This is a genomic window from Arthrobacter sp. G119Y2 (genome assembly GCF_038069765.1).
GTDB lineage: Bacteria > Actinomycetota > Actinomycetes > Actinomycetales > Micrococcaceae > Arthrobacter_B.
On record NZ_JBBPFS010000002.1, the window covers coordinates 70613 to 97231 of the forward strand.

Annotated in this window: 29 protein-coding genes and 1 tRNA gene; 23 read left to right on the forward strand and 7 right to left on the reverse strand. The window is 66.2% G+C overall.

All coding sequences use genetic code 11. The features are described 5' to 3' along the window. Positions 1-79: 79 nt before the first annotated feature. The 8 genes from WKB88_RS04020 to WKB88_RS04055 all read left to right on the forward strand — a co-directional run bounded on the left by WKB88_RS04020 (position 80) and on the right by WKB88_RS04055 (position 8829). Positions 80-1501, forward strand: a complete 1422-nt coding sequence (locus tag WKB88_RS04020) for an FAD-dependent oxidoreductase (RefSeq protein WP_341393282.1) — start codon at positions 80-82, stop codon at positions 1499-1501. A gap of 217 nt (positions 1502-1718) precedes the next feature. Beyond that, on the forward strand, positions 1719-3095 hold the full coding sequence (locus WKB88_RS04025; protein ID WP_341393283.1) for a GAF domain-containing protein: 1377 nt from the start codon (positions 1719-1721) through the stop codon (positions 3093-3095). Positions 3096-3204: 109 nt separating this feature from the next. Next, complete coding sequence (gene exaC / locus WKB88_RS04030; RefSeq protein ID WP_341393284.1) at positions 3205-4728, forward strand: acetaldehyde dehydrogenase ExaC; 1524 nt, start codon at positions 3205-3207, stop codon at positions 4726-4728. 60 nt (positions 4729-4788) lie between these two features. Next, positions 4789-5808, forward strand: a complete 1020-nt coding sequence (adhP, locus tag WKB88_RS04035; protein WP_341393285.1) for an alcohol dehydrogenase AdhP — start codon at positions 4789-4791, stop codon at positions 5806-5808. Next, the gene (locus WKB88_RS04040) at positions 5808-6209 is read left to right on the forward strand and encodes a DUF779 domain-containing protein (protein WP_341393286.1); all 402 of its coding nucleotides are present in this window, start codon (positions 5808-5810) and stop codon (positions 6207-6209) included. The genes adhP and WKB88_RS04040 overlap by 1 nt, the downstream gene beginning before the upstream one ends. Before the next feature lie 160 nt (positions 6210-6369). Further along, a complete protein-coding gene (locus WKB88_RS04045; protein ID WP_341393287.1) occupies positions 6370-6762 on the forward strand; it encodes a hypothetical protein in 393 nt (130 codons plus the stop codon). Between the two features lie 326 nt (positions 6763-7088). After that, positions 7089-7394, forward strand: coding sequence for a DUF4193 domain-containing protein (locus WKB88_RS04050; RefSeq protein WP_229964803.1), 306 nt, complete (start codon positions 7089-7091; stop codon positions 7392-7394). Between the two features lie 250 nt (positions 7395-7644). Next, complete coding sequence (locus WKB88_RS04055) at positions 7645-8829, forward strand: TerC family protein (RefSeq protein ID WP_341393288.1); 1185 nt, start codon at positions 7645-7647, stop codon at positions 8827-8829. Positions 8830-8924: 95 nt separating this feature from the next. On the opposite strand, the gene WKB88_RS04060 is transcribed toward WKB88_RS04055, so the two are convergent. Beyond that, the gene (locus tag WKB88_RS04060) at positions 8925-9557 is read right to left on the reverse strand and encodes a hypothetical protein (protein WP_341393289.1); all 633 of its coding nucleotides are present in this window, start codon (positions 9555-9557) and stop codon (positions 8925-8927) included. Between the two features lie 100 nt (positions 9558-9657). On the opposite strand from WKB88_RS04060, the gene WKB88_RS04065 reads away from it, so the two are divergent. After that, positions 9658-10416 carry a glycosyltransferase family A protein gene (locus WKB88_RS04065; RefSeq protein ID WP_341393290.1) on the forward strand — a complete coding sequence of 253 codons (759 nt, stop codon included), beginning with the start codon at positions 9658-9660 and terminating at the stop codon, positions 10414-10416. Here the strand turns inward: WKB88_RS04065 and idi are convergent. Then, positions 10413-10982, reverse strand: a complete 570-nt coding sequence (gene idi / locus WKB88_RS04070) for an isopentenyl-diphosphate Delta-isomerase (RefSeq protein ID WP_341393291.1) — start codon at positions 10980-10982, stop codon at positions 10413-10415. The genes WKB88_RS04065 and idi overlap by 4 nt on opposite strands. Before the next feature lie 35 nt (positions 10983-11017). Here idi and WKB88_RS04075 point away from each other — a divergent pair, with 35 nt between their 5' ends. The 6 genes from WKB88_RS04075 to WKB88_RS04100 are packed head-to-tail and all read left to right on the forward strand — an operon-like array spanning position 11018 to position 16338. Next, positions 11018-12085, forward strand: a complete 1068-nt coding sequence (locus tag WKB88_RS04075; protein WP_341393292.1) for a polyprenyl synthetase family protein — start codon at positions 11018-11020, stop codon at positions 12083-12085. 3 nt (positions 12086-12088) lie between these two features. Then, positions 12089-13000, forward strand: coding sequence for a phytoene/squalene synthase family protein (locus WKB88_RS04080; RefSeq protein WP_341393293.1), 912 nt, complete (start codon positions 12089-12091; stop codon positions 12998-13000). Then, entirely contained in the window at positions 12997-14661 is a 1665-nt protein-coding gene (gene crtI, locus WKB88_RS04085) for a phytoene desaturase family protein (protein WP_341393294.1), read from the forward strand. Before WKB88_RS04080 ends, crtI begins: the two co-directional genes overlap by 4 nt. Next, a complete protein-coding gene (locus tag WKB88_RS04090) occupies positions 14661-15023 on the forward strand; it encodes a lycopene cyclase domain-containing protein (RefSeq protein ID WP_341393295.1) in 363 nt (120 codons plus the stop codon). Before crtI ends, WKB88_RS04090 begins: the two co-directional genes overlap by 1 nt. Continuing rightward, positions 15020-15454, forward strand: coding sequence for a lycopene cyclase domain-containing protein (locus tag WKB88_RS04095; RefSeq protein WP_341393296.1), 435 nt, complete (start codon positions 15020-15022; stop codon positions 15452-15454). The genes WKB88_RS04090 and WKB88_RS04095 overlap by 4 nt, the downstream gene beginning before the upstream one ends. After that, on the forward strand, positions 15451-16338 hold the full coding sequence (locus WKB88_RS04100; protein WP_341393297.1) for a prenyltransferase: 888 nt from the start codon (positions 15451-15453) through the stop codon (positions 16336-16338). The genes WKB88_RS04095 and WKB88_RS04100 overlap by 4 nt, the downstream gene beginning before the upstream one ends. A 97-nt stretch (positions 16339-16435) precedes the next feature. Here WKB88_RS04100 and WKB88_RS04105 read toward each other — a convergent pair whose 3' ends face one another. Both WKB88_RS04105 and WKB88_RS04110 read right to left on the reverse strand, forming a co-directional pair. Continuing rightward, on the reverse strand, positions 16436-17926 hold the full coding sequence (locus tag WKB88_RS04105; protein WP_341393298.1) for a catalase: 1491 nt from the start codon (positions 17924-17926) through the stop codon (positions 16436-16438). A 34-nt stretch (positions 17927-17960) separates the two neighbouring features. Continuing rightward, positions 17961-18410, reverse strand: coding sequence for a Fur family transcriptional regulator (locus tag WKB88_RS04110; RefSeq protein WP_341393299.1), 450 nt, complete (start codon positions 18408-18410; stop codon positions 17961-17963). 90 nt (positions 18411-18500) lie between these two features. On the opposite strand from WKB88_RS04110, the gene WKB88_RS04115 reads away from it, so the two are divergent. Then, the gene (locus tag WKB88_RS04115) at positions 18501-19262 is read left to right on the forward strand and encodes an alpha/beta fold hydrolase (RefSeq protein ID WP_341393300.1); all 762 of its coding nucleotides are present in this window, start codon (positions 18501-18503) and stop codon (positions 19260-19262) included. After that, entirely contained in the window at positions 19259-19993 is a 735-nt protein-coding gene (locus WKB88_RS04120) for an esterase/lipase family protein (RefSeq protein ID WP_341393301.1), read from the forward strand. Before WKB88_RS04115 ends, WKB88_RS04120 begins: the two co-directional genes overlap by 4 nt. Here the strand turns inward: WKB88_RS04120 and WKB88_RS04125 are convergent. After that, a complete protein-coding gene (locus tag WKB88_RS04125) occupies positions 19990-20733 on the reverse strand; it encodes an MBL fold metallo-hydrolase (RefSeq protein ID WP_341393302.1) in 744 nt (247 codons plus the stop codon). The genes WKB88_RS04120 and WKB88_RS04125 overlap by 4 nt on opposite strands. A gap of 131 nt (positions 20734-20864) precedes the next feature. Between WKB88_RS04125 and WKB88_RS04130 the strand changes: the two genes are divergently transcribed. The 3 genes from WKB88_RS04130 (at position 20865) to WKB88_RS04140 (ending at position 23923) form a co-directional block, all read left to right on the forward strand. Continuing rightward, positions 20865-22136 carry an MFS transporter gene (locus WKB88_RS04130; protein ID WP_341393303.1) on the forward strand — a complete coding sequence of 424 codons (1272 nt, stop codon included), beginning with the start codon at positions 20865-20867 and terminating at the stop codon, positions 22134-22136. Positions 22137-22327: 191 nt separating this feature from the next. After that, positions 22328-23200 carry a zinc metalloprotease HtpX gene (gene htpX / locus WKB88_RS04135; RefSeq protein ID WP_341393304.1) on the forward strand — a complete coding sequence of 291 codons (873 nt, stop codon included), beginning with the start codon at positions 22328-22330 and terminating at the stop codon, positions 23198-23200. Positions 23201-23242: 42 nt separating this feature from the next. Continuing rightward, the gene (locus tag WKB88_RS04140; RefSeq protein WP_341393305.1) at positions 23243-23923 is read left to right on the forward strand and encodes a histidine phosphatase family protein; all 681 of its coding nucleotides are present in this window, start codon (positions 23243-23245) and stop codon (positions 23921-23923) included. 11 nt (positions 23924-23934) lie between these two features. Here WKB88_RS04140 and WKB88_RS04145 read toward each other — a convergent pair whose 3' ends face one another. After that, entirely contained in the window at positions 23935-24534 is a 600-nt protein-coding gene (locus WKB88_RS04145; RefSeq protein ID WP_341393306.1) for a hypothetical protein, read from the reverse strand. A gap of 164 nt (positions 24535-24698) precedes the next feature. Beyond that, the gene (locus WKB88_RS04150) at positions 24699-25190 is read right to left on the reverse strand and encodes a YajQ family cyclic di-GMP-binding protein (RefSeq protein ID WP_341393307.1); all 492 of its coding nucleotides are present in this window, start codon (positions 25188-25190) and stop codon (positions 24699-24701) included. Between the two features lie 127 nt (positions 25191-25317). Between WKB88_RS04150 and WKB88_RS04155 the strand changes: the two genes are divergently transcribed. From WKB88_RS04155 to trxA, 3 genes are all read left to right on the forward strand, one after another. Then, complete coding sequence (locus tag WKB88_RS04155) at positions 25318-25671, forward strand: hypothetical protein (RefSeq protein WP_341393308.1); 354 nt, start codon at positions 25318-25320, stop codon at positions 25669-25671. Between the two features lie 125 nt (positions 25672-25796). Next, positions 25797-25878: transfer RNA gene (locus WKB88_RS04160), tRNA-Tyr, on the forward strand. 132 nt (positions 25879-26010) lie between these two features. Further along, the gene (gene trxA, locus WKB88_RS04165; protein ID WP_152219900.1) at positions 26011-26409 is read left to right on the forward strand and encodes a thioredoxin; all 399 of its coding nucleotides are present in this window, start codon (positions 26011-26013) and stop codon (positions 26407-26409) included. The last annotated feature ends 210 nt before the right edge of the window (positions 26410-26619 follow it).

Genomic DNA, 26619 nt, shown 5'->3' on the forward strand with positions numbered 1-26619 from the left:
ACGCCGTCGTGCCCGGCATTTAGAATAGGAAACTGTGCGTTATTCCGCACGAGGTTTCCCCCGAGACGAAGGACTATCAGTGTCTAATTCAGCCGCGGACCGGTCGCAGCGCCCCATGCGAGTCGCCATTATCGGCGCTGGCCCCGCCGGTGTTTATGCCGCAGATATCCTCACCAAAGCTGAACGGGATTTTGAGGTCAGCATCGACCTCTTCGACAAGTACCCGGCGCCGTACGGCCTGATCCGTTACGGCGTAGCTCCGGACCATCCGCGGATCAAGGGGATCGTCAACGCCCTGCACAAGGTCATGGACCGCGGTGACATCCGTTTCCTGGGAAACGTGCACTACGGCAAGGACCTCACCCTTACCGACTTCCGCCACTTCTATGACGCCATCATCTTCGCCACCGGTGCCATCAGGGACGCGGACATGAGCATCCCCGGCGTTGAGCTGGAAGGTTCCTTCGGCGGTGCCGACTTCGTGTCCTGGTATGACGGGCACCCCGATGTGCCGCGTGAATGGCCGCTGGAGGCCAAGGAAGTTGCCGTCATCGGCAACGGCAACGTGGCCCTGGACGTGGCGCGCATCCTCTCCAAGCACGCCGATGACCTGCTGACCACCGAGATCCCGGACAACGTCTACGAGGGCCTGAAGAAGTCTCCCGTGACGGACGTGCACATCTTCGGACGCCGCGGCCCGGCCCAGGTGAAGTTCACCCCGCTGGAGCTGCGCGAACTGTCCCATTCGCGCGACGTCGACATTGTGCTCTACCCGGAGGACTTCGAATTCGATGAAGGCTCCGACCAGCAGATCCGCACCAACAACCAGACCAAGACCATGGTCAACACGCTGACCAACTGGCTCGTCGAAGAGCAGGACACCGGGGCCTCCCGCCGCCTGCACCTGCACTTCCTGCACAGCCCGGTGGAGATTTACGAGGATCCCGCCAACCCCGGCAAGGTTGCCGGCATGAAATTCGAGCGCAACGAACTCGACGGCACCGGCAACGCCCGCGGCACCGGCGAGATTGTCGATTACCCGGTGCAGGCCGTGTACCGGGCCATCGGCTACTTCGGCTCGGAACTGCCGGAGGTCGGCTTTGATACCCGCCGCGGCGTCATTCCCAACGAGGGCGGCCGCGTCATCGACGAATCAGGCACTCCCGTCCCGGGCATCTACACCACCGGCTGGATCAAGCGAGGCCCGGTGGGACTGATCGGCCACACCAAGGGCGACGCACTGGAAACCATCGGGTTCCTGCTGGAAGACCGGCTGAACCTTCCCGCGGCCGAGGAGCCGGATGAGGACTCCATCATCAAGCTGCTCGAAGACCGCGGCGTCGAGTACGTCACCTGGGAGGGCTGGCTGAAGCTGGACGCCTACGAGAAGAGCCTGGGTGCTTCCTACGTGCACCCGGATCCGTCCAGCGGCGAACTGATCCGCGAGCGCGTGAAGGTTGTTGACCGCGAGGAAATGATCCGGGTAGCGCGGGGCCAGTAGCCCGCTTGCCCGGCCTGCAGCCGCGGCCCCGGGGACATTGTCCCCGGGAGCTGCGGCAGCCCCTTTTAACGCCTGATCCGGCCCGTCCTGCAGCAGACGCACAGGGGTGCCCCGGTCCCCGTGGCAGCCGGGGCGGGGCATGGGTAGACTGTCTCGCACACCACAGCTCGGAACGCGGTGTCAGCGGTCTCCTTATCAGTGCGGATAGGTCGGGGCAGTGCACAATTCGGATTATCTCCTTCCGCCGCGGCGTTCCGCGGAGGGCCTCCAGCGTGCCGCGCACCGGGCACATGAGGGCCTGGACTCCGCTGACGGATTTCTGCGCGGGCTGAGGACGCCGGTCCGGGAATCCTGGCAACGGTCGCTGCGTCACCACACCGACCCGGACAAGGCCGTTCCGGAACTCGTTTTCACCGGCTCCGCCCTGGACGAGTACCGGCGCGCGCACCCCCTCTCCGCTGTCATGCCCGTTATCCGGCAGCTGCTGGTGCGCCCCGGATCGGACAGCGGGCTGCTGGTAGCGGTCGGAGACGAGCTGGGCCGGCTGCTTTGGGTGGAGGGCGACGACGAACTGCAGCGGCGCGCCGAAGGAATGCTCTTCATCCCGGGCACGGACTGGTCGGAACAGTCCATCGGTACCAGCGCCCCCGGAACGGCGCTGGCCTCCGGGCACAGTGTCCAGATTGCGGGGGCAGAGCACTTCAGCAGGCAGGTCCATTCCTGGAGCTGCACCGCGGTGCCGCTTCGGGACCCGGACACCGGCTCCGTCCTGGGCGTGGTTGACATCACCGGCCGGGACCAGGCGGTGGCCGAACACACGCTCGCGCTGGTCGAGGCAACGGTGGCGGCCGCCGAGGCCCACCTGCGGGTGGAGCGGCTGCAGGACGCCGACAGCGCGCGCCGGCGGAGGAAGACACAAGCGGGGGCCCGCGCCGCGCGCGGAGCACCCCGAGGAACACCCGCCCTGCGTGCCGTGCCGGCAGGAGCACCGGACAGCCTGCAGATCCTGGGCCGGGATTCCGCCGTGGTGACCGTGGGAGGGCGCTCCGCTGCCCTGAGTATCCGGCATTCGGAGCTCCTGACTCTCCTTGCGCTGCACCCCGAAGGACTTACCGCCGACGAACTCTCCGTCATGGTTTATCCGGAAAGCGCCTCGGTCAGCACCGTCCGCGCGGAAATGCTCCGGCTGCGGAACCTGCTGGGAAAACACAGCGAGGGGATGCCGGGGCCGGCGCTGGTGCCGCAGTCACGGCCCTACCGGCTGCCGCACCATCTGGCCATCGACGCCCGGCAGGTGCTCGGCTACCTGGAGCGCGGAGCGTACCGGCGGGCCCTGAACCTGTACCGCGGACCCGTGCTTCCCCGGTCGGAAGCCCCGGCCGTCATGGTCCTGCGCAGCGAAGTCAGCACCGTCCTGCGTGAAGCGGTGCTTTCCGACGCCGACGCCGAGGTCCTCCTGGCATATCTGTCCCTGGCGGAGGCCGGCAACGACGTCGAGGCCTGGTCCCTTGCCCTGCGGATGCTGCCGCTGCGCTCACCCCGCCGCGCCTCCGTGGTGGCGCATCTGGAGCGGCTGGAGCGGGAACTGGGCTAGGACCCCTCCCGCGTGCGGCGGTCCGTGCGCCCATGCAACCTTCGTGCAACGTGCGGATACGTACCCTCAGTACGTCAGACACCGACGTCGTCACCTCCAAGGAGCAGACATGACCGTATATGCGCAGCCCGGCACCGAGGGATCCAAGCTTTCCTTCAAACCCCGTTACGAGAACTGGATCGGCGGAGAGTGGGTGCCGCCGGTCAAGGGAGGCTACTTCGAGAATGTTTCCCCGATCAACGGAAAAGTTTTCTGCGAGGTGGCCCGCGGCACCTCCGAGGACATTGACCTGGCCCTGGACGCAGCCCACAAGGCAGCACCGGCCTGGGGCAAGACGTCCGTTGCGGAACGGGCTCAGGTCCTGAACCGGATCGCCGACCGCATCGAGGAAAACCTGGAGATGCTCGCCGTCGCGGAAAGCTGGGACAACGGCAAGCCTGTCCGCGAGACCCTCGCCGCAGACATGCCGCTGGCCGTGGACCACTTCCGGTACTTTGCCGGTGCCGTCCGGGCCCAGGAGGGCACCCTCTCCCAGATCGACGACGACACCACTGCCTATCACTTCCACGAGCCGCTGGGCGTTGTCGGCCAGATCATCCCGTGGAACTTTCCCATTCTCATGGCTGTCTGGAAGCTCGCTCCCGCACTCGCGGCGGGCAATGCCATTGTTCTGAAGCCCGCCGAGCAGACCCCTGCCTCGATCATGGTGCTGATGGAGCTGATCTCGGACATCCTGCCGGCCGGCGTACTGAACGTGGTGAACGGATTCGGCGTGGAAGCGGGGAAGCCGCTGGCTTCCTCCCCGCGAATCCGCAAGATCGCCTTCACCGGCGAAACCACCACCGGGCGGCTGATCATGCAGTACGCCTCGCAGAACCTGATCCCGGTGACCCTGGAACTGGGCGGCAAGAGCCCGAACATTTTCTTCGCCGACGTCGCGCAGGAAAACGACGCGTTCTACGACAAGGCGCTGGAAGGGTTCAACATGTTCGCCCTGAACCAGGGCGAAGTCTGCACCTGCCCCTCACGGGCGCTCATCCAGGACTCCTTCTACGACAGCTTCATGTCCGATGCCCTGGCCCGCACCGCGCAGATCGTCCAGGGCAACCCGCTGGACACCAACACCATGGTGGGAGCGCAGGCGTCCAACGACCAGCTGGAAAAGATCCTGTCCTACATGGATATTGCGCACCAGGAGGGCGCCAAGGTGCTCACCGGCGGCGAGCGGCTGATGCTCGACGGCGACCTGGCCGGCGGCTTCTACGTGAAGCCCACCGTGTTCGAAGGCACCAACAATATGCGCATCTTCCAGGAGGAGATCTTCGGCCCGGTGGTTTCGGTGACCCGCTTCTCGGACTACGGCGAAGCCCTGGCCATCGCCAATGACACCCTCTACGGACTCGGGGCCGGAATCTGGTCCCGCAACGGCAACACTGCCTACCGCGCCGGACGGGACATTCAGGCCGGACGGGTCTGGGTGAACAATTACCATGCCTACCCGGCCCACGCAGCCTTCGGCGGCTACAAGTCCTCCGGCATCGGCCGCGAAAACCACGCGATGATGCTGGACCACTACCAGCAGACCAAGAACCTGCTGGTCAGCTACGCGGAGAACAAGCAGGGCTTCTTCTAAGCCGCACGCTCCGCGCCTACGCTGGGTGGACGCCGCATTGACCGAAGAAATGAGGATCGAATGGCCAGCATGAAAGCAGCAGTGGTAAACCGGCTCGGCGAAGGACTCGCCGTCGAGGACGTGGCAGTACTGGAGCCCGGCCCCGGACAGGTGCTCGTCAAACTGGTGGCGACCGGTGTGTGCCACACCGACCTCCATGCTGCGGACGGAGACTGGCCGGTCAAGCCGACCCCGCCGTTCATTCCCGGACATGAAGGCGTCGGAGAGGTGGTGCAGGTCGGTGAGGGGGTCACCGACCTGCAGCCAGGCGACATGGTAGGCAATGCCTGGCTCGCCTACGCCTGCGGTGACTGCGAATTCTGCCGGACAGGCTGGGAAACGCTCTGCGAAGAGCAGAAGAACAGCGGCTATTCCGTGGACGGCTCCTTTGGCCAGTACATGCTGGTGGATGCCAGCTTCGCGGCACGCATCCCCGAGGGCGCAGATCCGCAGGAGATCGCCCCGATCCTCTGCGCAGGCGTCACCGTGTACAAGGGATTGAAAGTCAGCGAAGCGCGGCCAGGGCAGTGGGTGGTGATCTCCGGCATCGGCGGACTGGGCCATGTTGCGGTGCAGTACGCCAAAGCCATGGGCCTGCGGGTGGCAGCCGTGGACATCGCCGATGACAAGCTGGAGCTGGCGAAGAAGTACGGGGCCGAAGTGCTGGTCAACGCACGCAACGAGGATCCGGCCGAGGCTGTCCAGGCGAAGGTCGGAGGTGCCCACGCGGTGCTGGTGACGGCAGTGCATCCGGAGGCGTTCGGTCAGGCCATCGGCATGGCGAGGCGCGGAGGGACCATCGTATTTGTCGGGCTGCCGCCCGGCGATTTCCCGGCGCCCATCTTCGACATCGTGCTCAAGGCCCTGACCATCCGGGGCTCAATTGTGGGAACCCGCCAGGACCTGGCGGAGGCGATCGATTTTTATGACCGCGGACTCATCCACCCGAACATCACCACCCGAAATCTGGAGGAGATCAACAACGTCATGGACGAACTTCGAGGGGGCCGGGTCGACGGCCGCGTGGTGATCGGATACTGATGAGTGCTTCCATGGAGACCGGTCTTGAGGCGGCCGTGACGCTGCCCGGGGAGAGCACGTCCCGGGTGGCGCTCACACCGCAGGCACAGGAGCTGCTGCTGCGCCTGCGCGAGATGCACGGGCCGCTCATGTTCCATCAGTCCGGAGGATGCTGCGACGGTTCTTCGCCCATGTGCTATCCGGCCGGAGACTTCATCACCTCCGAAGCTGACGTACTGCTGGGAACGTTCGAGCTGACGCCGGGGGAGTCCCTGGACTTCTGGATGTCCCTGGAACAGTTCGAATACTGGAAGCACACGCACCTGACCGTGGACGTGGTGCCGGGGCGCGGCAGCGGGTTTTCGGTCGAGGCACCGGAAGGCAAGCGCTTCCTGATCCGTTCCCGGCTGATGGCGGGCTGACGCGGGACGTTTCTCCGGCGAAAAGCCGAGAGTGGACACAGGGTTGCCCCCGGGCATAGTAAGGTTGCTGTTTATTCTTCCGCTTCCGGCGGTAGTGTGCATATGGACAGTATCGGACGGTATTCGCGATGCCCCTGCAAGGGGCGGAAAAGAGGACAACATGGTTAAGAAGTTCGTATTTCTCGCCGGAATGGGCGTTGGCTACCTGGTTGGCTCGAAGGGCGGCCGCGAAAAGCTGATGGAACTCTGGAAGGATCCCAAGGTCCAGGAGACCGTCTCGCAGGGCACCGAGTGGGCCAAGGAAAAGGCGCCGGGCCTGCAGGAAAAGGTGACGGAAGTGGCCTCCACGGCCAAGGACAAGGTCTCGCACTCGTCCACGTCGGGCAAGCCTGCCTCCGACTCGGGCACCTCCACGGGTTCCTCGGCCTCCACGCCCGCGGCAGCCGAGGCAAGCGGCACCAGCTCGACCGGTTCCACCGGGAACGGCAGCTTTACGACGGGCGGCCAGCACACCATGACGCCGGCCGAAGTGCAGCCCGAGCCGAAGCAGTAGCCGCAGCGCACAGGTACACCGGGCGCCTGAACACCGGCGCCTCAGAACAGCAGTCCCGGAGGGGGGCGTTCCACGGAACGCCCCCCTCCGGCGTGTCCGGGGCCCATGGCCCGGTGCGCGGCGCGAACCGCGCACCGGAAATTCTTTTGGCCAGCTGTTCGTTCTCCCGAAGAGGGTCCGCATGACTGAATTCCGGGCTGCCGATTCGGCCCGCGGCGAATATGTCCCGAATGTTGCTCCGGGAAGCGGAGGGCATGCGGTCCATCCGTTACGATCGAGGCCGGATCCCAACAGCTAGCTGAAAAATGGAGTGTGAGTTAAGGCAGATGGCAACAGATTACGACGCACCGCGCAAGACCGAGGACGATGGGGCATCGACCGCCTCGCTGGAGGAACTGCAGGCACAGCGCAGTGTGACCCCGTCCGCCACGGCCGTGGACGTTGACGAAACCGACGCCGCCGAGAACTTTGAACTTCCCGGCGCCGATCTCTCCGGCGAGGAACTGCTGGTCCGGGTAGTCCCGGCACAGGACGACGAATTCACGTGTGCCTCCTGCTTCCTGGTCCGCCACCGCTCCCAGGTAGCCCTGGAAAAGAACGGCCAGAAGTACTGCTCGGACTGCGAGGGGTAACTGCCGTGACCTCCCCGGCTGCCGCCGTCGTACCGGCCGCCGGGGTGGTACCCGCCCGTGTCCCGGCCCCCGGGTGGCAGGCCCGGTTTAAAAGCCGTTAGACTGGGGCATTCGTAGGGGAGTATCCACCACGCAGTTTTCCGTCAACACGTTCGGCGCCGAAGCCGCAGCCGGAAACCGCGGGCATCCGTTCACAGGGACGCCGGAGAGACCTATGGTTCTTTGACGTACCCTACGAAAGCGGAGTTCCATGACTGTTTCCCCCCTGATCTGGGGAGTGACGATTGTCGTCATTCTGGGCCTGTTGGCCTTCGATTACTTCTTCCACATCCGCAAGGCGCATATTCCCACGCTGAAGGAAGCTGCCGTCTGGTCCAGCATCTATGTGGGGCTGGCGATTCTTTTTGGCGTGCTGGTGCTGGTGTTCGGCGGTACCACCGCCGGTGCTGAGTACTTTGCCGGCTACATCACGGAAAAAGCGCTCTCCGTGGACAACCTGTTTGTCTTCCTGATCATCATGGCGAGCTTCCGGGTGCCGCGTGAGGACCAGCAGAAGGTGCTGCTCTTCGGCATCGTGTTTGCCTTGATTGCCCGCACCGGCTTTATCTTCCTGGGCGCGGCACTGATCAACTCCTTCTCCTGGATCTTCTACATCTTTGGCCTCATCCTGCTGATCACCGCGGGCAACCTGCTGAAGCCCGAAGGCGAGAAGGACGAGGCAAACAACTTCATCATCCGGATCGCCAAGCGGGTCCTGCCCACCACTGACCACTACGACGGCGACAAGCTCTTCACCGTGGAGAACGGCAAGAAGGTCCTGACCCCGATGCTGCTGGTCATGGTGGCCATCGGCGGAACCGACATCCTCTTCGCCCTGGACTCCATCCCCGCGATCTTCGGCCTGACGCAGAGCACCTTCATCGTCTTCACCGCCACCGCGTTCTCCCTGATGGGCCTGCGCCAGCTCTACTTCCTGATCGACGGCCTGCTGGACCGCCTGATCTACCTCTCCTTCGGACTGGCCGCCATCCTCGCCTTCATCGGCGTGAAGCTCGTGCTGCACGCCCTGCACGAGAACACCCTGCCGTTCATCAATAACGGCGAGCATGTGCCGGTTGTCGAGATCGGAACCGGCCTGTCCCTGAGCGTCATCATCGGTGTCCTGCTGGTCACCGTTATTGCTTCGCTCGTCAGCCCTGCCGGCAAGGCGCAGACCGCCGTCAACAACGCCCGCCGCCACGCGAACGCCTACCTCGACCTGTCCTACACTTCGGACGAGGGCGAGCGCGAGCGCATCTACGCCGCTCTCTGTGAAGAGGAACGGCAGATTTCCACCATGGACAAGAAATACCGCGACAAGGTCAAGGACATTGAGGACATCCGCGCCGAGGTGGCCCGCGCCCACGAAGAGCACGCGAAGTACATCAAGTCCTAAGAAGTACCTCCAGTCCTAACAGGACCCTTTGAGGCACCGCCGGCAAAAGCAGCACTGCCGGCGGTGCCTTTTTTCTTGGGTGTTTTCCGAGTGGATCAGCGCCGGCTGAAGGTCTCCTCCGCGCCGGCCTCCTGCCGCCGATGCGGAGGCCGGGATGCTTTCCCCAGGGCGAGGCCGGCCAGCAGCGCCCCGAGCCCGCCGGCGGCAAGGTCGCCCATGGTGTCCTGGTAACCGACGTTGATGCTCCCGTCCACAAACGCGTTGCCCCACCATTCGCCCAGCTCCCAGAGCACGCTGACCGCAAGGCCCAGCGCCAGAACGAGGACGGGCACCGCGATCCGCAGCGCCAGGCTGCGGCCGGGTACGGGGGAAGGCGCGGGGGCGGGGACTGCGCCCAGCCGCGCCAGCAGGAGATAGGTCATTGCCGCAATGACTCCGGTGGCCGCGAAGTGCACGGGCAGGTCCCACCAGCTCACGCGCGCGTACAGGTTCAGGACGCTGCTCCAGGCCGCTGCCAAAAGCGTCAGGCCGTAGATGCCGTCAAATACCCGCGAAATGTCCAGGCACCGGGAGATCAGTATTCCCATCAGCACCAGCAGGAACAGGGCAACGTCCACCGGTCCGTACCAAAGAACAGCTGCCGCGAGACTGAACACGCAAAGAAGTCGTACTGCATCTGCGAAGAACTCTCCGGCACCGGACGGGCGGCGGAGGAGGGCGTCGATCATGGATTTACGGTATCGCAGCACCTCCTCCCGCGGGAGAGCGGCAGTTCCTGCACCGCCTCTCCGGAGCCGCGTCCGGAGCCGCTGCGGCTAGACTTCCTCCATGCCTGCCGTCCTGCCCTCAGTCAGCGTGGTTATTCCCTGCCTGAACGACGCCGCCGCCCTCGAGGCCTGCCTGGCCTCTCTTGCCGGACAAACCCTGCAGCCCTGGGAAATTGTGGTGGTGGACAACAACAGCACCGATTCCAGCGCCGCCGTCGCCCGACGGTTTGGTGCCCGCGTTATCGTCGAGCCGGTGCCCGGGATTCCGGCGGCAGCCGCCGCCGGCTATGACGCAGCCGGGGGCGGGATTATTGCCCGCTGTGACGCTGATTGTGTTTTGCCCCCGGACTGGGTTCAGCGGATAGCAGAACGCTTTGCCGCAGATCCGGAGCTCGGAGCACTCTCGGGCCCGGGAGCCTTTTACGGCTTCCCCCGGCCGGTGGGCGCGGCGCTCAGCGTGCTGTACCTCGGCTCCTACTATCTGGCGATGGGGCTGGCGCTGGGGCACCTGCCGCTGTTCGGCTCGAACCTCGCCATGCGGGCCTCCGTCTGGCATCAGATCCGCCCCGCGGTGCACCGGCATGATCCGGAAATGCACGACGACGTCTGCCTGAGCCTGCATCTGGGCCAGCAGTACCGCTGCCGGTTCGAACCGACCCTCGTGGTGGGCATGGCGCCGCGGGCACTCATCGGCGCGGCCAACCTCGCCCGACGCTTCCGCCGTGCCTTCCATACGCTGCTGGCACACTGGCCGGCCGAGGCCCCCTGGGTGCGCTGGCCCCGCCGGTTTGCCGCGCCTGCCGAAGCCGGCCGCCGCTAGGAGAGGCCGGGGCCTGCCGAGTTCGAAGCGGCGAAAACCTGCGGATACAGCAGGGGCAGCTGCAGCACGAGCCAGGGGCTGAAGGCCCACGGGGACAGACGGACGGACTCAGCCAGGGCCAGCGGATCAACCCACTGCCAGTCCATCACCTCATCGGCGGCAGGAATCGGGTCTGCGTCGGCCACCGCGGTGTAGACCGGGCAGATTTCGTGCTCCACGATTCCTGACGCGTCCACTGCCCGGTAACGGAAATCGGGCAGCTTAAGCGTCAGCTGCTCCGGCAACAGGGTCAGCCCCAGTTCCCGCTCCGCGCGCCGGAGCACGGCGTCGGCGGTGGCTTCCCCCGGGCCCGGGTGCCCGCAGAAGGAGTTGGTCCAGACGCCGGGCCAGGTCAGCTTGCCCAGAGCCCGCCGCGTGACCAGCAGCTGGCCGGACCGGTTGAAAACGTGAGTGGAGAACGCCAAATGCAAAGGCGTGTCAACAGTATGCACCGTTGCTTTTTCGTGCGTTCCGACGGGCGTGCCGTCCGGATCCACGAGAACGACCAGTTCCGCGTGTTGCGCCATTTCTCCTCCGTATCTTCTCCGTGTTTACTTTACCTATGGAGACTGAACCCCTGCTTGAACCAGCAATCGGACAAGAGCAGGTGGAGAGTGTCCTGCACAGTTTTTTCGAGCGGGCGAAGCTCCGTGCCGCCAAGCTCAGCCCCAGCTACCTTAGCCTCTGGGAAACGCTGGAGACGTCCACCGTTGGCGGCAAGCGGGTCCGTCCCGGCATCTTGATGACGGCGTACCAGCATCTGGGCGGCACCAACATCAGCGCAGCGGCGCGGGTTGGCGCCGCTTTTGAGCTGCTGCACACGGCGCTGATCATCCACGACGACGTCATCGACCTGGATTTCGTCCGCCGGGGCCACGACAACGTCTCCGGAACCTACCGCTCCCTGGCGGAGACGGCGGGACAGACGCCCGAAGCAGCCCGGCACCGCGGCATGTCGGCCGGCATCATCGCCGGTGACCTGGCCCTGACGGGCGCCTTCCGCATGCTGGACACGGTGGACACCGATCCCGGCACCAGGCAGCGGCTGGCCGGGATCCTGGACGATGCGGTGTTTGCCTCCGCCGCCGGCGAGCTCATCGACGTCGACTTCTCCTTCTCACCCGGCGCCCCGCCGGTGCCCGAGATCCTGGACATGGAACGGCTGAAAACCGCTGTCTACTCTTTCGAGGCTCCGCTGCAGGCAGGGGCTGTGCTCGCCGGAGCGAACGACGACGTCGTTGCCACTCTGGGCGACTTTGGCCGGGACACGGGAATTGCGTATCAGCTCGTTGATGACCTCCTGGGGGTTTTCGGCAAGGAAAGCGCCACGGGCAAGTCAAACCTGAGCGACCTCCGGGAGGGCAAGCGGACCGCGCTGATCTCGCACGCAGCACAGGGACCCTGCTGGGCCGAGCTCTCACACCTGATCGGCTGCCCCGACCTCACCCCCGAAGAAGCGGACCGGGCGCGGGAACTCCTGATCAGCTCCGGGGCCCGCGACTACGCCCGTTCCCTCGCCGAGGAGCACGCCGACCGGGCCCGCGCCCACCTGGACTGCCCGGCCGTTCCGCCCCCGCTGCGTCTGGTGCTCGAACGCATCGTGGCCGGCGCCCTGAACCGGGGCCGGTAGGGAATGGCCGGAGAAACAGGCCTGGACCTGTACAACAGGGTGGCGGTGGAAACGGCGTCGGGAGTTATCCGTTCCTATTCCACTTCCTTTGGGCTGGCCTCGCGGCTGCTGCGTCCCCGAACCCGGCTGCAGATTGAGGCCGTTTACGCGCTGGTGCGGCTCGCGGATGAAATTGTCGACGGCGTGGCAGCGGCCGCGGGCCTTCCGGCGGCGGACGTCGGCCGGGTGCTGGATGCACTGGAAGCCGACACGCGGCAGGCCCTGCGCACCGGCTACAGCGTCAATCTGGTGGTTCACGCCTTCGCCCTGACCGCCCGTGCCACCGGCATCACAGAGGAGCTGACCACGCCCTTCTTCCGGTCCATGCGTGCGGACCTGCTGCGCGCGGAACACACCCAGGCCTCCTTCGACGACTACGTCTACGGGTCCGCCGAAGTCATTGGGCTCATGTGCCTGCTGTGTTTCCTGGACGGCGTCGAGGTCAGCGAGGACCGGGCGAAACGGCTTCGGGAAGGTGCGCAGCGCCTCGGGGCGGCCTTTCAGAAGGTCAACTTTCTCCGCGACCTGGCCGATGACTTCGATGCCCTGGGCCGCAGCTACTTTCCCGGGGTCAGCGTGGGCGCGTTTTCCGAGTCGGACAAACACCGGCTGCTCGATGACATTGACGCTGACCTGCTGGTTTCCGGGGCCTCCATCGCCGAGCTTCCGTCCGCAGCCCGGCCCGCCGTCGCACTGGCCCAGGAGCTCTTTGCAGAGCTCTCCCGCCGGCTGCGGGCCACCCCCGCCGAAGAGCTGCGCAGCACCCGGGTCCGGGTGCCCAACCCCGTCAAGCTGCGCATCGCCGCGCAGATCCTTGCCGTCCACCGCCTCCGCCGGACGGCGCCGCGCGGTTCCTACGCCGGAAGGCAGCCATGACCCGCAGTTCCGCAACGGCACAGCCACGCACCGCCGTCGTCATCGGCGGCGGAATCACCGGACTGGCCACCGCAGCCCTGCTGGCCCGGGAAGGGCTGGAGGTCACCGTCCTGGAGAAGCAGCCCGTGGCCGGCGGGCGGACCGGAACCTGGCAAAGTGCCGGTTTCAGCTTCGACACCGGGCCCTCCTGGTACCTGATGCCTGAAGTCTTTGACCATTTCTTCCGGCTGCTGGGCACCTCCGCGGAGGAACAGCTGGAGCTGGTCCGGCTGGATCCGGGCTACCGCGTCCTCTTTGAAGGTTTCGCCGAGCCGGTGGATATCGCAGCTACCCGCGACGAGAACGTGAAGCTGTTCGAGTCCCTGGAGCCCGGCGCGGGAGCGCGCCTGGAGAAATATTTGGACTCCGCCGTCGACGTCTACGACATGGCCAAGAAGCGCTTCCTGTATTCCACCTTCGCGTCCTTCCTGCCCCTGCTGCGGCCCGATGTGCTGCGGCGCGGCCCCCGGCTGGCCCAGCTGCTGCTGCAGCCGCTCAGTTCCTTTGTGGCGCAAAAGTTCACCGATCCCCGGATCCGGCAGATCCTGGGTTATCCGGCGGTCTTCCTCGGCTCCTCGCCGTTCACCACCCCGAGCATGTACCACCTGATGAGCCGGCTGGACCTGGCCGACGGCGTGCTGTATCCGATGGGAGGCTTCACCCGGCTGATCAGCGTCATATCCGAGCTGGCCCGGGCCGAGGGCGTCACGATCCGCACCGAAACCGCCGTCACCCGGATCCTCACCACGGAACCCGACGCGGGACGTGGCAGCCGGCGTCTGCCCCGGCGGCTCGCCGGCCGGCAGCGCGCCCGGGCCACCGGCGTCGAGTACACCGACGCCGCCGGAGAGCTGCTGAGACTGGAGGCCGACCTCGTGGTGTCCGCCGCGGATCTGCACCACACCGAGACCGCGCTGCTGCCGCGCGAGCTGCAGACCTACCCGGAAAGCTACTGGAAGCACCGCATTCCCGGTCCCGGCGGGCTGCTGCTGCATCTGGGAGTCCGGGGTGAGCTGCCGTCCCTGGCGCACCACACGCTGCTTTTCACCTCGGACTGGAAAGCGAACTTCAGCAAGATCTTCGGCCGGGAAACTTCAGTTCCGGATCCGGCGTCGCTCTACGTGTGCCGGCCCAGTGCGACAGATCCCGGCGCTGCCCCCGAGGGATACGAAAACCTGTTTGTCCTGGTGCCGGTGCCTTCAGACCCCTCGCTGGGTTCCGGCGGGATGGACGGCGGCGGCGATGCGCGGATTGAGGCCATGGCCGACGCCGTCATCGCGCAGATCTCGGCCTGGGCCGGGATCCCCGATCTGGCCGAGCGCATCACCGTCCGCAGGACCGTGGGGCCGCAGGACTTTGTGCAGGACCTGAACTCCTGGCGCGGAACCCTGCTCGGCCCGGCGCACGTCCTGAAACAGAGCGCTTTCTTCCGCGGCACCAACGCCAGCCGCAGAGTGGAGGGGCTGCTGTACGCCGGCGGCTCCACGCTGCCGGGCATCGGCTTGCCGATGTGCCTGATCAGCGCGGAACTGGTGCTTAAACGGCTCCGCGGAGACACCAGCACCGAAGAGCTGCCGGTTCCGGAACCGGCAGCGGATCCGAATTCCGGGAGCCGGTCCTGATGGGGGCGCTCTACCTGCTGCTGCTGCTGGCCTCCATCGGGTGCATGGCGCTGCTGGACCACAGGTTCAAGCTGTTCTTTTTCGCCGATGCCAGGCGCGCGGCGCTGGTCACGGCCATTGGCCTGGTGTTTTTCCTGCTGTGGGACCTCGGCGGCATCGGCCTGGATATTTTCCACCGCGGGGAAACCCCCATCATGCTCGGCATTGTCCTGGCCCCGCACCTGCCCGTTGAGGAGGTCTTCTTCCTGGCCTTCCTCTGCTACCTCACCATGGTGCTCTTCGGGCTGGTATCGCTGGTGCTGCGCACTGCCCGGCGCCGCTCCGGACGGCAGCACACCGGGCGGCAGGAGGTGAAGCGGTGACGTACTGGGCGCTGAACGCCGTCTTCCTGGTTCCGGCCGCGGCCGTGCTGGTTCTCGCCCTGCTGCGCAGGCGCCGCGCATCGGCGGAGTCCGGTGCAACGAAAGCTTCCGGGAAACCCGGGGCACCAGGAGGGAAAGGCATGCCGGCCGCACTGGCCGTCACCGCCGTCGTCCTGCTGGTCCTCACCGCGGTCTTCGACAACGTGATGATCGCCGCGGGGCTGTTCTGGTACAACCCGGAACGGATTTCCGGGGCCTTCATCGGCAGCGCCCCGCTGGAGGACTTCGCCTACGCCCTGGCCGCGGTGCTGCTGCTGCCGGCGCTGTGGGTGCTGCTGGAGAAAAGGCCGAAGGCCCCGGAGCGCGACAGCGCAGAACATAGCGCAGAACGCAGAGCAGAACATAGCGCAGAACACGAGGAGAAGCAGTGAGCACATCAACCCGGACCCCGGGCTCGACGCTGCGGATGCTGCTCGTTTCGTCCCGTCCGCTGTCCTGGGTCAACACCGCCTATCCCTTTGCCGCCGCCTACCTCATCACCACCGGCGGCATCGACCTGGCCTGGGTCCTGGGCACGCTGTACTTCCTGATCCCGTACAACCTGGCCATGTACGGCATCAATGATGTCTTTGACTACGAGTCGGACCTGCACAACCCGCGCAAGGGCGGGGTGGAGGGCGCGGTGCTGGACCGCAGCTTCCACCGGATCACCCTGTGGGCGGCAGTGGCCACCAACGTACCGTTCCTGGTTGCCCTGCTCCTGCTGGGCAACCCGCTGTCCTGGCTGGTCCTCGCCGTCAGCGTATTTGCCGTGGTCGCCTACAGTGCGCCCGGGCTTCGGTTCAAGGAACGTCCGTTTTTGGATTCCCTGACCTCCAGCACGCACTTTGTGTCACCGGCCGTGTACGGACTGGTGCTGGCCGGGGCCGCCTTCACTCCGGGGCTGTGGGCGGTGCTGGGGGCGTTCTTCCTCTGGGGCGTGGCGAGCCAGGCCTTCGGCGCGGTGCAGGACGTGGTGCCGGACCGCGAGGGCGGGATTTCCTCGATCGCCACCGTCCTGGGGGCCAAAGCGGTGGTCCGGTTCGCTGCCGCCGCCTACCTTACCGGCGGGCTGCTGATGCTGCTCACGCCCTGGCCTGCGGTGCTGGGCGGCCTGCTGGCGGTGCCGTACATCCTGAACCTGCTGCCGTTCTGGAACATCCCGGACGCGGACTCGGAGCAGGCCAACGCCGGCTGGAAGCGGTTCCTGAAGCTGAACTTCCTCACCGGATTCCTCGTGACCATGCTGATCATCTGGTACTGGCCGTCCCGGTAGCGCCATCGGGGGAGGGAACACAAGAGCGGCCGGCCCCCGAAGGGACCGGCCGCTCTTGTATCCGGCAGTTGCGCCGGAAGGTTCAGGACTGCCGAAATTACTCGGAAACGCCCACGAACTCAGCCTTTTCGATCGGCGTGGTGTCGCCGGTCGCCAGGTTCAGGCGCAGCTTCTCGCCCAGGGTCGCGTCAACGTTGGTCCAGTACTGGATCGCGGCTTCGCGGATGTGCGGGCGCTTTACGCCGGAGACGGCACCGGTGATCGTTTCGAGGAAACGCTCCTTGGCGGCGTCGTCAAACACCTCGCGGTACAGCGTTCCGGCCTGGCCGAAGTCGCTGTCCTCGGAGTGCAGGGTAGCGGCGGCGCGCACCAGCATGCCGTCGCTCTCCCAGGAACCCTCGCCGGCACGTGCGGCATCGGCTACGGGGCCGCCCAGGGTGTTGGGCGCGTAGACCGGGGTCTCGGGGGAGTTGAAGAAGTGGCGCTGCGCGCCGTCCTGCGAGTAGTTGTTCACCGGAGCCTTCGGTGCGTTCACCGGCAGCTGGTTGTAGTTGGCGCCGATGCGGTAACGCTGTGCATCCGGGTAGGAGAAGATGCGGGCCATCAGCATCTTGTCCGGGCTGGCGTCAATGCCGGGGACCAGGTTCGCGGGGGACAGGGCAACCTGTTCGATCTGCGCGAAGAAGTTCTCCGGGTTCCGGTTCAGGGTGTGGGTACCCACCTTGATCAGCGGGTAGTCCGCGTGCGGCCAAACCTTGGTGAGGTCGAACGGGTTGAACCGGTACGTCTTGGCATCTTCGTACGGCATAACCTGCACGTGCAGGTCCCAGGACGGGAAGTTGCCTTCGGCGATGGCCTCGTACAGGTCGCGGCGGTAGTAGTCGGCGTCGGCGCCGGCAATCTTCTCAGCCTCGGCACCGTTGATCTCGTGGTTGCCCTGGTTGGACGTGAAGTGGTACTTCACCCAGAAGCGCTCACCGGCGGCGTTGATCCACTGGTAGGTGTGCGAGCCGAAGCCGGGCATTTCGCGCCACGACGTCGGGATGCCGCGGTCACCCATCAGGTAGGTGACCTGGTGGGCCGACTCGGGGGAGTTGGTCCAGAAGTCCCACTGCATGTCGGCGTCGCGCAGGCCGGAACCCGGAAGGCGCTTCTGCGAGTGGATGAAGTCCGGGAACTTGATGCCGTCGCGGATGAAGAACACCGGGGTGTTGTTGCCGACGATGTCGTAGTTGCCCTCGGAGGTGTAGAAACGCAGCGCGAAGCCGCGCACGTCGCGCCAGGTGTCGGGGGAGCCCTGCTCGCCGGCAACCGAGGAGAAGCGCTGAACGGTTTCCGTCACGGTGCCCGGCTGGAAGACAGCGGCGCGCGTGTACTTGGAAACGTCTTCCGTTACGACGAATTCACCGAATGCGCCGCCGCCCTTGGCGTGCACAATGCGCTCCGGGATGCGCTCGCGGTTGAACTGTGCCAGCTTCTCGACCAGGTAACGGTCGTGAAGGGCAATTGCGCCGTTGGCGCCGGCGCTCAGTGACTGGTCGTCACTGCCAACCGGAGTACCGGTCTGAGTGGTGGTGAAGTTCGACATACTCTCTCTTTCAATAAGGGGTGGTGCGGTGACGTCAGGAAGCTTTTGCGGCACAGTCGGCGCAGAGCCCGCGGTACAGCACATCCGCAATTTGGATGGTCATGCCGTGGGTGTTTTCCGGCGTCAGGCAGGGCGCGTGCCCCACGGCGCAGTCAACATCCTCGATCCGTCCGCATCCGGTGCAGATCGCGTGGTGATGGTTGTCGTCCACGCGGGTCTCGTACCTGGCCGGGGAATGCGGCGGCTCGATCTTCCGCAGCAGCCCGATTTCGGTCAGGTCCGCAAGGACCACATAGATCGACTGCAGGCTGATGTCGGGAAGCTCGCTGCGCACTGCGGCGGCGACGTCGTCGGCCACAGCGTGCGGCAGATGCTCGACGGCGGTGAGGACCGCCATCCGCTGCTTCGTGACCCGACGGCCGTGGGCACGCAGCGCTCCGGTCCACCTTTCGGTGGCCTCGGTGGGGGCTGCTGTCGATGTCATGCACCCAGCTAACCACTAATTATGAATAATTCATAATAAGACCCCGGGTGGCACACTGGAGGGAGAAGGACAACATGACGGGGAGATCCAGTGGCAAGCATCAAGACCCAGGCGCACCATCAGCGCGTGAGGGTTCGCGAGTACGACGTCGACATCCGCACCTACGGCTCCGGGGCCGCACAGGTGGTGCTGGTGCACGGCATCGGAGCGTCAGGACGGTACTTCTCCCGACTGGTGGAGGAGCTGGCGAAAACTTCCACCGTTCATACCGTGGAAATGCCGGGCTTCGGATCGGCACCCAAACCCGCCCGCGGCAGCCTGGACATGGCCGACTTCGCGGCCGTCACCTGTGATGCCCTGCGTGCCGCAGGCATCGGGCCGGCGCAGTGGGTGGGACATTCGATGGGCTGCCAGGTGGTGACGGAAATGGCGCTGTACGCCCCGGACCTGGTCACTTCCGTGGTGCTGCTGGGGCCAACCATCAACCGCGGCGAGCGCCATGCCGTGCTGCAGGGCGTCCGGCTGGCCCAGGACTGCCTGCGGGAGCCCCCGGCGATCAACTGGATCCTGCTTACCGACTACCTGCGGGCCGGGCCGCGCTGGTACCTGCGCACCATGCCCAAGATGGTGCGGCACCGGCTTGAGGAGCGCATCGGCAAGGTCCAGGCGCCGGTGACGCTGGTCCGCGGAGCACGGGATCCCATTGTGCCCTCCGGCTGGCTGCAGGAGCTGGCGGCCGCCCGGCCCGGGGCCGTGGCCGTGGAACTGCCCCGGCAGCCGCACGTCTGCATGTTCACCGAACCCGCGCAGACCGCTGCGCTGCTGCGGGCAGCCGCGTCTTCCCGGCCGTGACCTTCGCGCACCCGAGGTTCGCGTGCCTGCGCCGCCGGCTGACCCAGGCCCGGGCCTGGGCGGCCGACTACGCGTACGTGGGCTACTGGCAGGTGCACGGGTTCCTCTTCCGCAGGGATCCCTCCGCCTACTTGGCGCCCTCCGACGCCCCGGACGCCCCGGAGACCCCGCGCCGGCCCGTTGTGCTGGTGCCCGGCGTCTACGAGACCTGGCAGTTCCTCCGGCCGCTGGCCGAGGCGCTTTCCGCCCGGGGGCACCCGGTGCACACGGTGGCGCCGCTGGGCTACAACCGCGGCCGGATAGACCGCATGGCACTGCTGGTCCAGCAGTATCTGGTGGAGAAGGACCTCACCGGCGCCGTGGTGGTGGCGCACAGCAAGGGCGGGCTGATCGGCAAGCAGCTGATGCTGCTGCCCGAAGGCGGCCGGCGCGTGGAGCGCATGATCGCCGTCAATACTCCGTTTTCCGGCTCCGTCTACGCGAACTTCTTCATCCTGCCGTCCGTCCGGGCCTTCGCGCCCCGCAACAAGTTCCTCCGCCGGCTGCAGGAGAGCCGGGACGTGAATGCGCGCATCACCTCGGTGTACAGCAGCTTCGATCCGCACATCCCCGGCGGCAGCTATCTGCCCGGCGCCCGAAATATCCAGCTCGAGACCATGGGGCATTTCCGTCCCATCGGCGATCCGCGGCTGCTGGCCGTGCTGGAAGAGGAACTCGAGCGGGAGCTTTAGGAGGCCCCGCGGGCCAGCGCCTGCTCGACGGCGGACTGTACCCCGCCGGTCCACGGCTCCCCGTGGCCGGTCAGCAGCAGCGGGGCGTTGGTTTTGGCCAGCAGATTCAGGGAGGCCAGCGCCTCCGGGCTGTCGGCTGTGGCCGCCCCCGATACGATCTGCGGTCCCTTGGCGCCGGTGTAGGGGTTGAGGGTGACCAGGGAATCGCCGCAGATCAGCACATCCCGCTCCGGATAGTGCAGGGCAACATGGCCCGCGGTGTGTCCCGGCGTGTGGATGATCAGGGGGGCGCCGGGAAGGGCTCCGCCGGAATCCCCATCGAGGCTGTGCACATCGGTCACGCCGCGGACGGTCAGCGCTCCGGCCAGCGTCATGGCCCCCAGATAGGGGACCGACTTGGGGTAGCGCAGCGGATACAGGAACCGGTTGTTTTCATGCTCGTACCGGTAGGGGTGGGCGGCAATGTACCGGTCGGCGTCATGCACCAGGATCGGAGTGCGGAACTCGCGCCTGATCCTGGCGGCCGTGCCCACATGGTCGAAGTGGGCATGTGTCAGCACCAGCGCGGTGACGGACCCTGCCCCGTAGCCCAGCTCCCGAACCGCCCGGGACAGCTCCGGCCACATGCCGGGCAGCCCGGCGTCGATGATGGCCAGGCCGTTGTCATCCTCCACCAGATAGGTGTTGACGTAGGCATGCTCAATGCGGTGGATTCCGTCTGCGACGTTGCGGGTAAACACGTGACCTCCTCGGCAGCTGGGGCAGTTCCGCCTCCATCCTAAGCATGCTTTCTATCCGTGGTGCAGCCTGCGCAGCGGGCCGGGGTAGCGCGTTGGCCGCGGCAGCGCGGACTCGCGCTTAGACTTCTCGGGTGCCCAGACTCCTCGCCGACCTCACTCCGCTGCGCAAAAGCCCGGATTTCCGCCGGCTGTGGACCGGAACGGCCCTCTCCGCCGTCGGTACCCAGCTCACCCTGGTGGCCGTCAGCCTGGAGGTGTACTCGCTGACCTCCTCCAGCTTCTACGTGGGGCTGCTCGGCCTGGTGGGTTTGGTGCCGCTGGTGGTGGCCGGCCTCTACGGCGGCTCGATCGTGGACGCATACGACCGCCGCAAGGTTGCACTCGTCTCCTCCGTGCTGCTGTGGGTGTCCACCATCGGCATTGCCGCTCAGGCCTGGGCCGGGGCGGGCAATATCTGGCTGCTCTACGCCCTGGTGGCGGTCAACGCCGGCGCCGCCGGCCTGAACCATCCGGCGCGCAGCGCCATCATCCCGCGGTTGGTCAGGGCCGAACTGCTGCCGGCAGCCAACGCCCTGAGCATGATTACCTTCGGCCTGGCCATGACCATCGGGCCGCTGCTGGCAGGCGTCCTGGTGGCGCAGGTGGGCTACGGCTGGACCTACACGATCGACGTCGTAACCTTCACCGCTGCACTGTGGGCCGTCTACCGGCTGCCGCCGATGCCTCCCGAGGGGGAAGTGCAAAAGGCGGGGCTGAAATCCGTCCTCGAGGGATTCCGCTTCCTGGCCACCCGCCCGAACATCCGCATGACCTTCCTGGTGGACCTCGCCGCAATGGTGATGGCCCAGCCGCGGGCACTGCTGCCGGCCGTCGGGGCCCTGCTGCTCGGAGGCGGGGCGACCACGGTGGGCGTGCTGCTGGCGGCCACCGCCGTCGGCGCCTTCCTCGCCGGGCTCTTCTCCGGACCTCTTGGTGCGGTGCGCCGGCAGGGGCTGGCCGTGCTGTGGTCGGTGGTTGCCTGGGGGCTGTCCGTGTCGGCCTTCGGTGCGGTGGTGGTCATGGCGGGCCGCAACGGCGGCGACGATCCGAGCGCCTGGCTGATACCGGCAGCGGTTGCCATGGGCTGCGCCGGTATTGCGGACTCGGTCAGCGGCGTCTTCCGCTCCACCATCCTGCAGTCAGCAACGCCGGACGCGATGCGCGGCCGGCTGCAGGGGGTGTTCGTCGTCGTCGTAGCCGGCGGGCCCCGCCTGGGCGACCTGGTAGCCGGCGTCGACGCGTCCTTCCTGGGCGAAGGCTGGGTGGCGGTGATCGGCGGGCTGGTGTGCGTTGCGCTGGTGGGGGTCCTGGCCCGTTGGCAGCCGCAGTTCGCCCGTTACGACGCCCGCCACCCGGAGCCGTAGCAGCCGCACTGGCGATCCCGCAGGCCCGGGGTCCCGTAAACGGACAACGCTTTCAGCCGCGGAACGAAGCGGAACAAGCCGGGTATATGAAGCGTTGAAATCGATGGATAGACTGACGTTTCGCGGATCCGGTCATCTTCGGGGTGCCGCTTGGGGCTCCCGGTGCAGATCCGCTCAGGAAGGAACCTCACGTGCATCAACACTTCAACGGTTTGAAGACCGCCGCGCTGTTCGGAGTGCTCTTCGCCGTGCTGCTGGGCATCGGCGCCCTGCTCTCGAGCGGAACCGGAAGCCCCACCTTCATCTGGGTCTTCCTGTTCATCGGGCTGGCCACCACTGCCTACAGCTACTGGAACAGCGACAAGCTGGCCATCCGCGCCATGCACGCCGTTCCGGTCACCGAGCAGCAGGCTCCGGAAATGTACCGGATTGTCCGCGAGCTTTCGGCACGCGCCAACCAGCCCATGCCCCGGCTCTACATCTCGCCGACCATGGCACCCAATGCCTTCGCCACCGGCCGCAACCCGCAGCACGCCGCGGTCTGCTGCACCCAGGGCATCCTGGCCCTGCTGAACGAGCGTGAACTGCGCGGCGTCCTGGGCCACGAGCTCATGCATGTCTACAACCGCGACATCCTCACGTCTTCGGTGGCTGCCGCCATCGCCGGCGTGATTACCTCGCTGGGCCAGTTCCTGCTCTTCTTTGGCGGAGGTGACCGCCGCAACGCCAACCCGCTGGCCATGATCGCCATGGCCATCCTGGCTCCCTTTGCCGCCTCGCTGATCCAGATGGCCATCGGCCGGACCCGGGAATACGACGCCGACGAAGACGGCGCCAAGCTCACGGACGATCCGCTGGCGCTCGCGTCCGCGCTGCGCAAGCTTGAAACCGGCACCCAGCGCGCACCGCTTCCCGACACCGACCAGAAGCTGGCAAACGCAGCGCATCTGATGATTGCCAACCCGTTCCGGAACGGCGTCCGCGGCCTGCTCGCCACCCATCCGCCCATGGCAGACCGCATCCGGCGGCTGGAAAACATGGCCGGCCGTCCCCTGGGGTCCTGACCCGCTCCGGTTTGGGCGGACAGGCCGGGTAGGGTCGGTTCCATGCGTTTGATACTGATCCGGCACGGACAGACTCCGTCCAATATTGACCACTTCCTGGATACGGCGGTTCCCGGCCCGGGGCTGACCGAGCTGGGGCTGGCGCAGGCCGCGGCCCTGCCCAAAGCCCTGGCCGGGGAACCGATCGATGCCGTGTACGCCTCCAATCTGGTGCGGACCCAGCTCACCGCCGATCCGCTGGCGGCGGCCCTGGGCCTGCCGGTGGAAGTGCGCGAGGGCCTGCGCGAGGTGTCCGCCGGAAGCCTGGAAATGCGCAATGACCGGGACGCGATCATTGCGTATCTGAAAACCGTGTACAGCTGGGTTCAGGGCGACCTGGACGTGCATATGCCCGGCGGGCCCAACGGCCGCGAGACCTTTGACCGGTTCGACGCCGTTGTCGCCGAGCTGCGGGCAGCCGGGCACAGCACGCCCGTTGTCGTCAGCCACGGCGCCATGATCCGCGCCTGGTGCACGGCCCGGGCTGCAAACGTGGAACCTGACTTCATCGTGGACAACGCGCTGAGCAACACCGGCGTGGCGGTGATGGAATCGGCGGACGACGACGGCGGGGGAACCCCCGGCCCCTGGAACCTGCTTACCTGGATGGGTGAGGCGGTGGGCGGCCGCCAGCTGCGTGACTACGGCGAGGACGGCCCCGCCGGCGAGGATGTGAAGCTCTAGGACAGCGTGGCCTACTCGGGATTCGCCCGCTGGTAGCTGGTGCAGGTTTCGAAGAATTCCCGGAGCTTTGACGAATCTCCGAGCTTGGCCGGTTCGATCACGGAATCGGCGACAGTCTCCGGGGACGCGTGGTAGGCCGCAACGGCGGGCAGGGTCGGATACTTCTCCAGTTCGCTTACCGCATGGGCCGTCCGTTGCCGGTCTCCGGCGTCCTCGGCCTTGACGTACTCGCCCATCCAGGCGCACAGCCAGTACTCGGAGACTCCAACGTCATACACACCCTCCTCAATTACGGCATCAGGGGGAAGGGAATCGGTCCGGAAGTCTTCAGGGGACCAGACAGCGCCGTCCGGCAGTTTTTCGGAGAACCGTTCGCGGGCCGCCAGGACCGCTGCCGGGATTTCGTCCACGCCCGTGAAGGAAGACGTTGGTGCGGGCAGGGAGCCGGCGGCCGGCACCCCGGCAGGCTCCGATCCCTCGATGTAGCCGAACTCCACTGCCCCGGCATCCGGTTCAGCCTGCCCCTGACCGGCGGACGGTGAACCGCAGCCTGCCGCTGCGGCCACCCCGGTGAGGAGCAGCGCTGTAAGAAGACGCTGGTGGGCTTTCATGGTTCCCCGTTCCCGGTGCAGGCCCGGCGGCCGCCCCTAGCGGAAGTGTAACCGCGAGGCACCTCACCTGCAGCCGCAGGCAACGACGACGGCGCCGCACCCCGCCAAGGGGAGCGGCGCCGTCGTCGTCGTTCTGCTGCTGCCGGAGGGCAGCCGCAGAAGGCCTAGCGGTAGTTGATGAACTGCAGATCCACGTCCAGGTCCGCACCCTTGAGCAGTGCCATGGTGGCCTGCAGGTCGTCGCGGGACTTGGAGGTCACGCGCAGTTCGTCGCCCTGGATCCGGGAGTTCACGCCCTTGGGGCCCTCGTCGCGGATGATCTTGTTGATCTTCTTGGCCTGGTCCTGGGCGATGCCTTCCTTCATGGAGGCTTCGATCCGGTATTCCTTGCCGGAGGCGAAGGGCTCCCCAGCGTCCAGTGACTTCAGCGAAATGCCGCGCTTGACCAGCTTGGACTGCAGGACGTCCAGGACGGCCTTGACGCGTTCCTCGGAGTTGGCCTTCATGAGGATGTTCTCGCCGCTGAAGTCCACCTCGGCGCCGACACCCTTGAAGTCATAGCGCTGGGACAGCTCCTTCTGCGCCTGGTTCAGGGCGTTGGCAACTTCCTGTTTGTCGATCTTGCTCACAACATCAAATGATGACTCGCTGGCCATGTGCGCTCCTTGCAGTAGTTTTTCTCCTGCATCCAGCCTAGTAGCTCCGGGCATCAGTGGCAGCCCTCACAGGTTGCACTCAGGCTACGCCGGGAGTTGTCCCATCTTTCCCGGCAACAGTATTGGGGTGACCACCACAGGAAAGAACACGGAAGACCCCCGCCCGAGACGCACCCACATGAACCGGCTGCGCACCGCGGCGGCGGGGTCCGTTCTGGCAGCGGTATCCATTACGGGAGTCGGCGCCGCAGCCGCCCCGGCCTCCGCCGCAGAACTGCGGTCATTCCTGACACCGCTGGACCGTCCGGGAGAAGCCGCCGGCTCGCCCGGCAGCGACGCGGACCGGGGGAAATCCGATGCAGGCAGGCTGCTGGGAATCCGTGAAGACCTGGCAAACGCGGTTGCCTGGGGGTCCGTGACCCAGCAGCAAGCCGACCGGTTCTACGCCCAGATGCAGTCCCGGATCGCGCGGGGGCTGTAGCTCGGAAGCTCGCCGGCCCGGGCCGGAAAAACCCTTTGGGCCCCCGATTCGTATCTTGGGCAAAAGTTCTGTAAAGTTGTTTAGGCCGCAGTCGCTTGCGGCGGTCTTCTTCACTGAAGATGTTCGGCAGATTACCCGAGCGGCCAAAGGGGGCTGACTGTAAATCAGCTGGCAACGCCTTCACTGGTTCGAATCCAGTATCTGCCACCGAACAGGGAAAACCCGCTCCGCCAGGAAACTGGCCGGGGCGGGTTTTTTCGTGCCCGGGAGCAGGCCGGTGCCTTCACCGCTCAGCGAACATGTAGAGACATCTCCACCGACGCCGGATAGCGTTGGGGGATGGCAACTATCGACATCACCGAGGCAACGTTCCCCGAGACCATTGAGGAAAACGACATTGTGTTCGTGGACTTCTGGGCGGACTGGTGCGGCCCGTGCAAGCAGTTCGCGCCGGTGTACGACGCCGTTTCCCAGCAGCACGAGGACATCACCTTTGCGAAGGTGGACACCGAAGCAGAGCAGGGACTGGCAGCTGCCGCAGGCATCACTTCCATCCCCACGCTGATGGCTTTCCGCGAGAAGGTCCTGGTCTTTTCCCAGCCCGGCGCGCTCAACGCCTCCCAGTTCAGCGAACTGGTGGAAGCGGTCAAGGGACTGGACATGAAGGGCGTTCACGAGCAGATCGCCGCGCAGGAAAACGGACAGGCCGCCGCAGGTTCGGACGGACAGGCGAGCTAGCCCTCCTCCTTTTACCCGTGGACGCAGGTCCACCCTGACGGACATCAAGGCCGTGCAGATCCCGGACGGGGCCTGCACGGCCTTTTTATGTGCTCCGCTACCCTGTTCCCGGTTCCCCCGGCAGCGGTAGGGTCATACCAACCTTGAGCGGAGCCGGGGCGTGCCGGCCATGCCGGCGGAGACCGGACGCCCGCGAGGCTCACAGTCAAT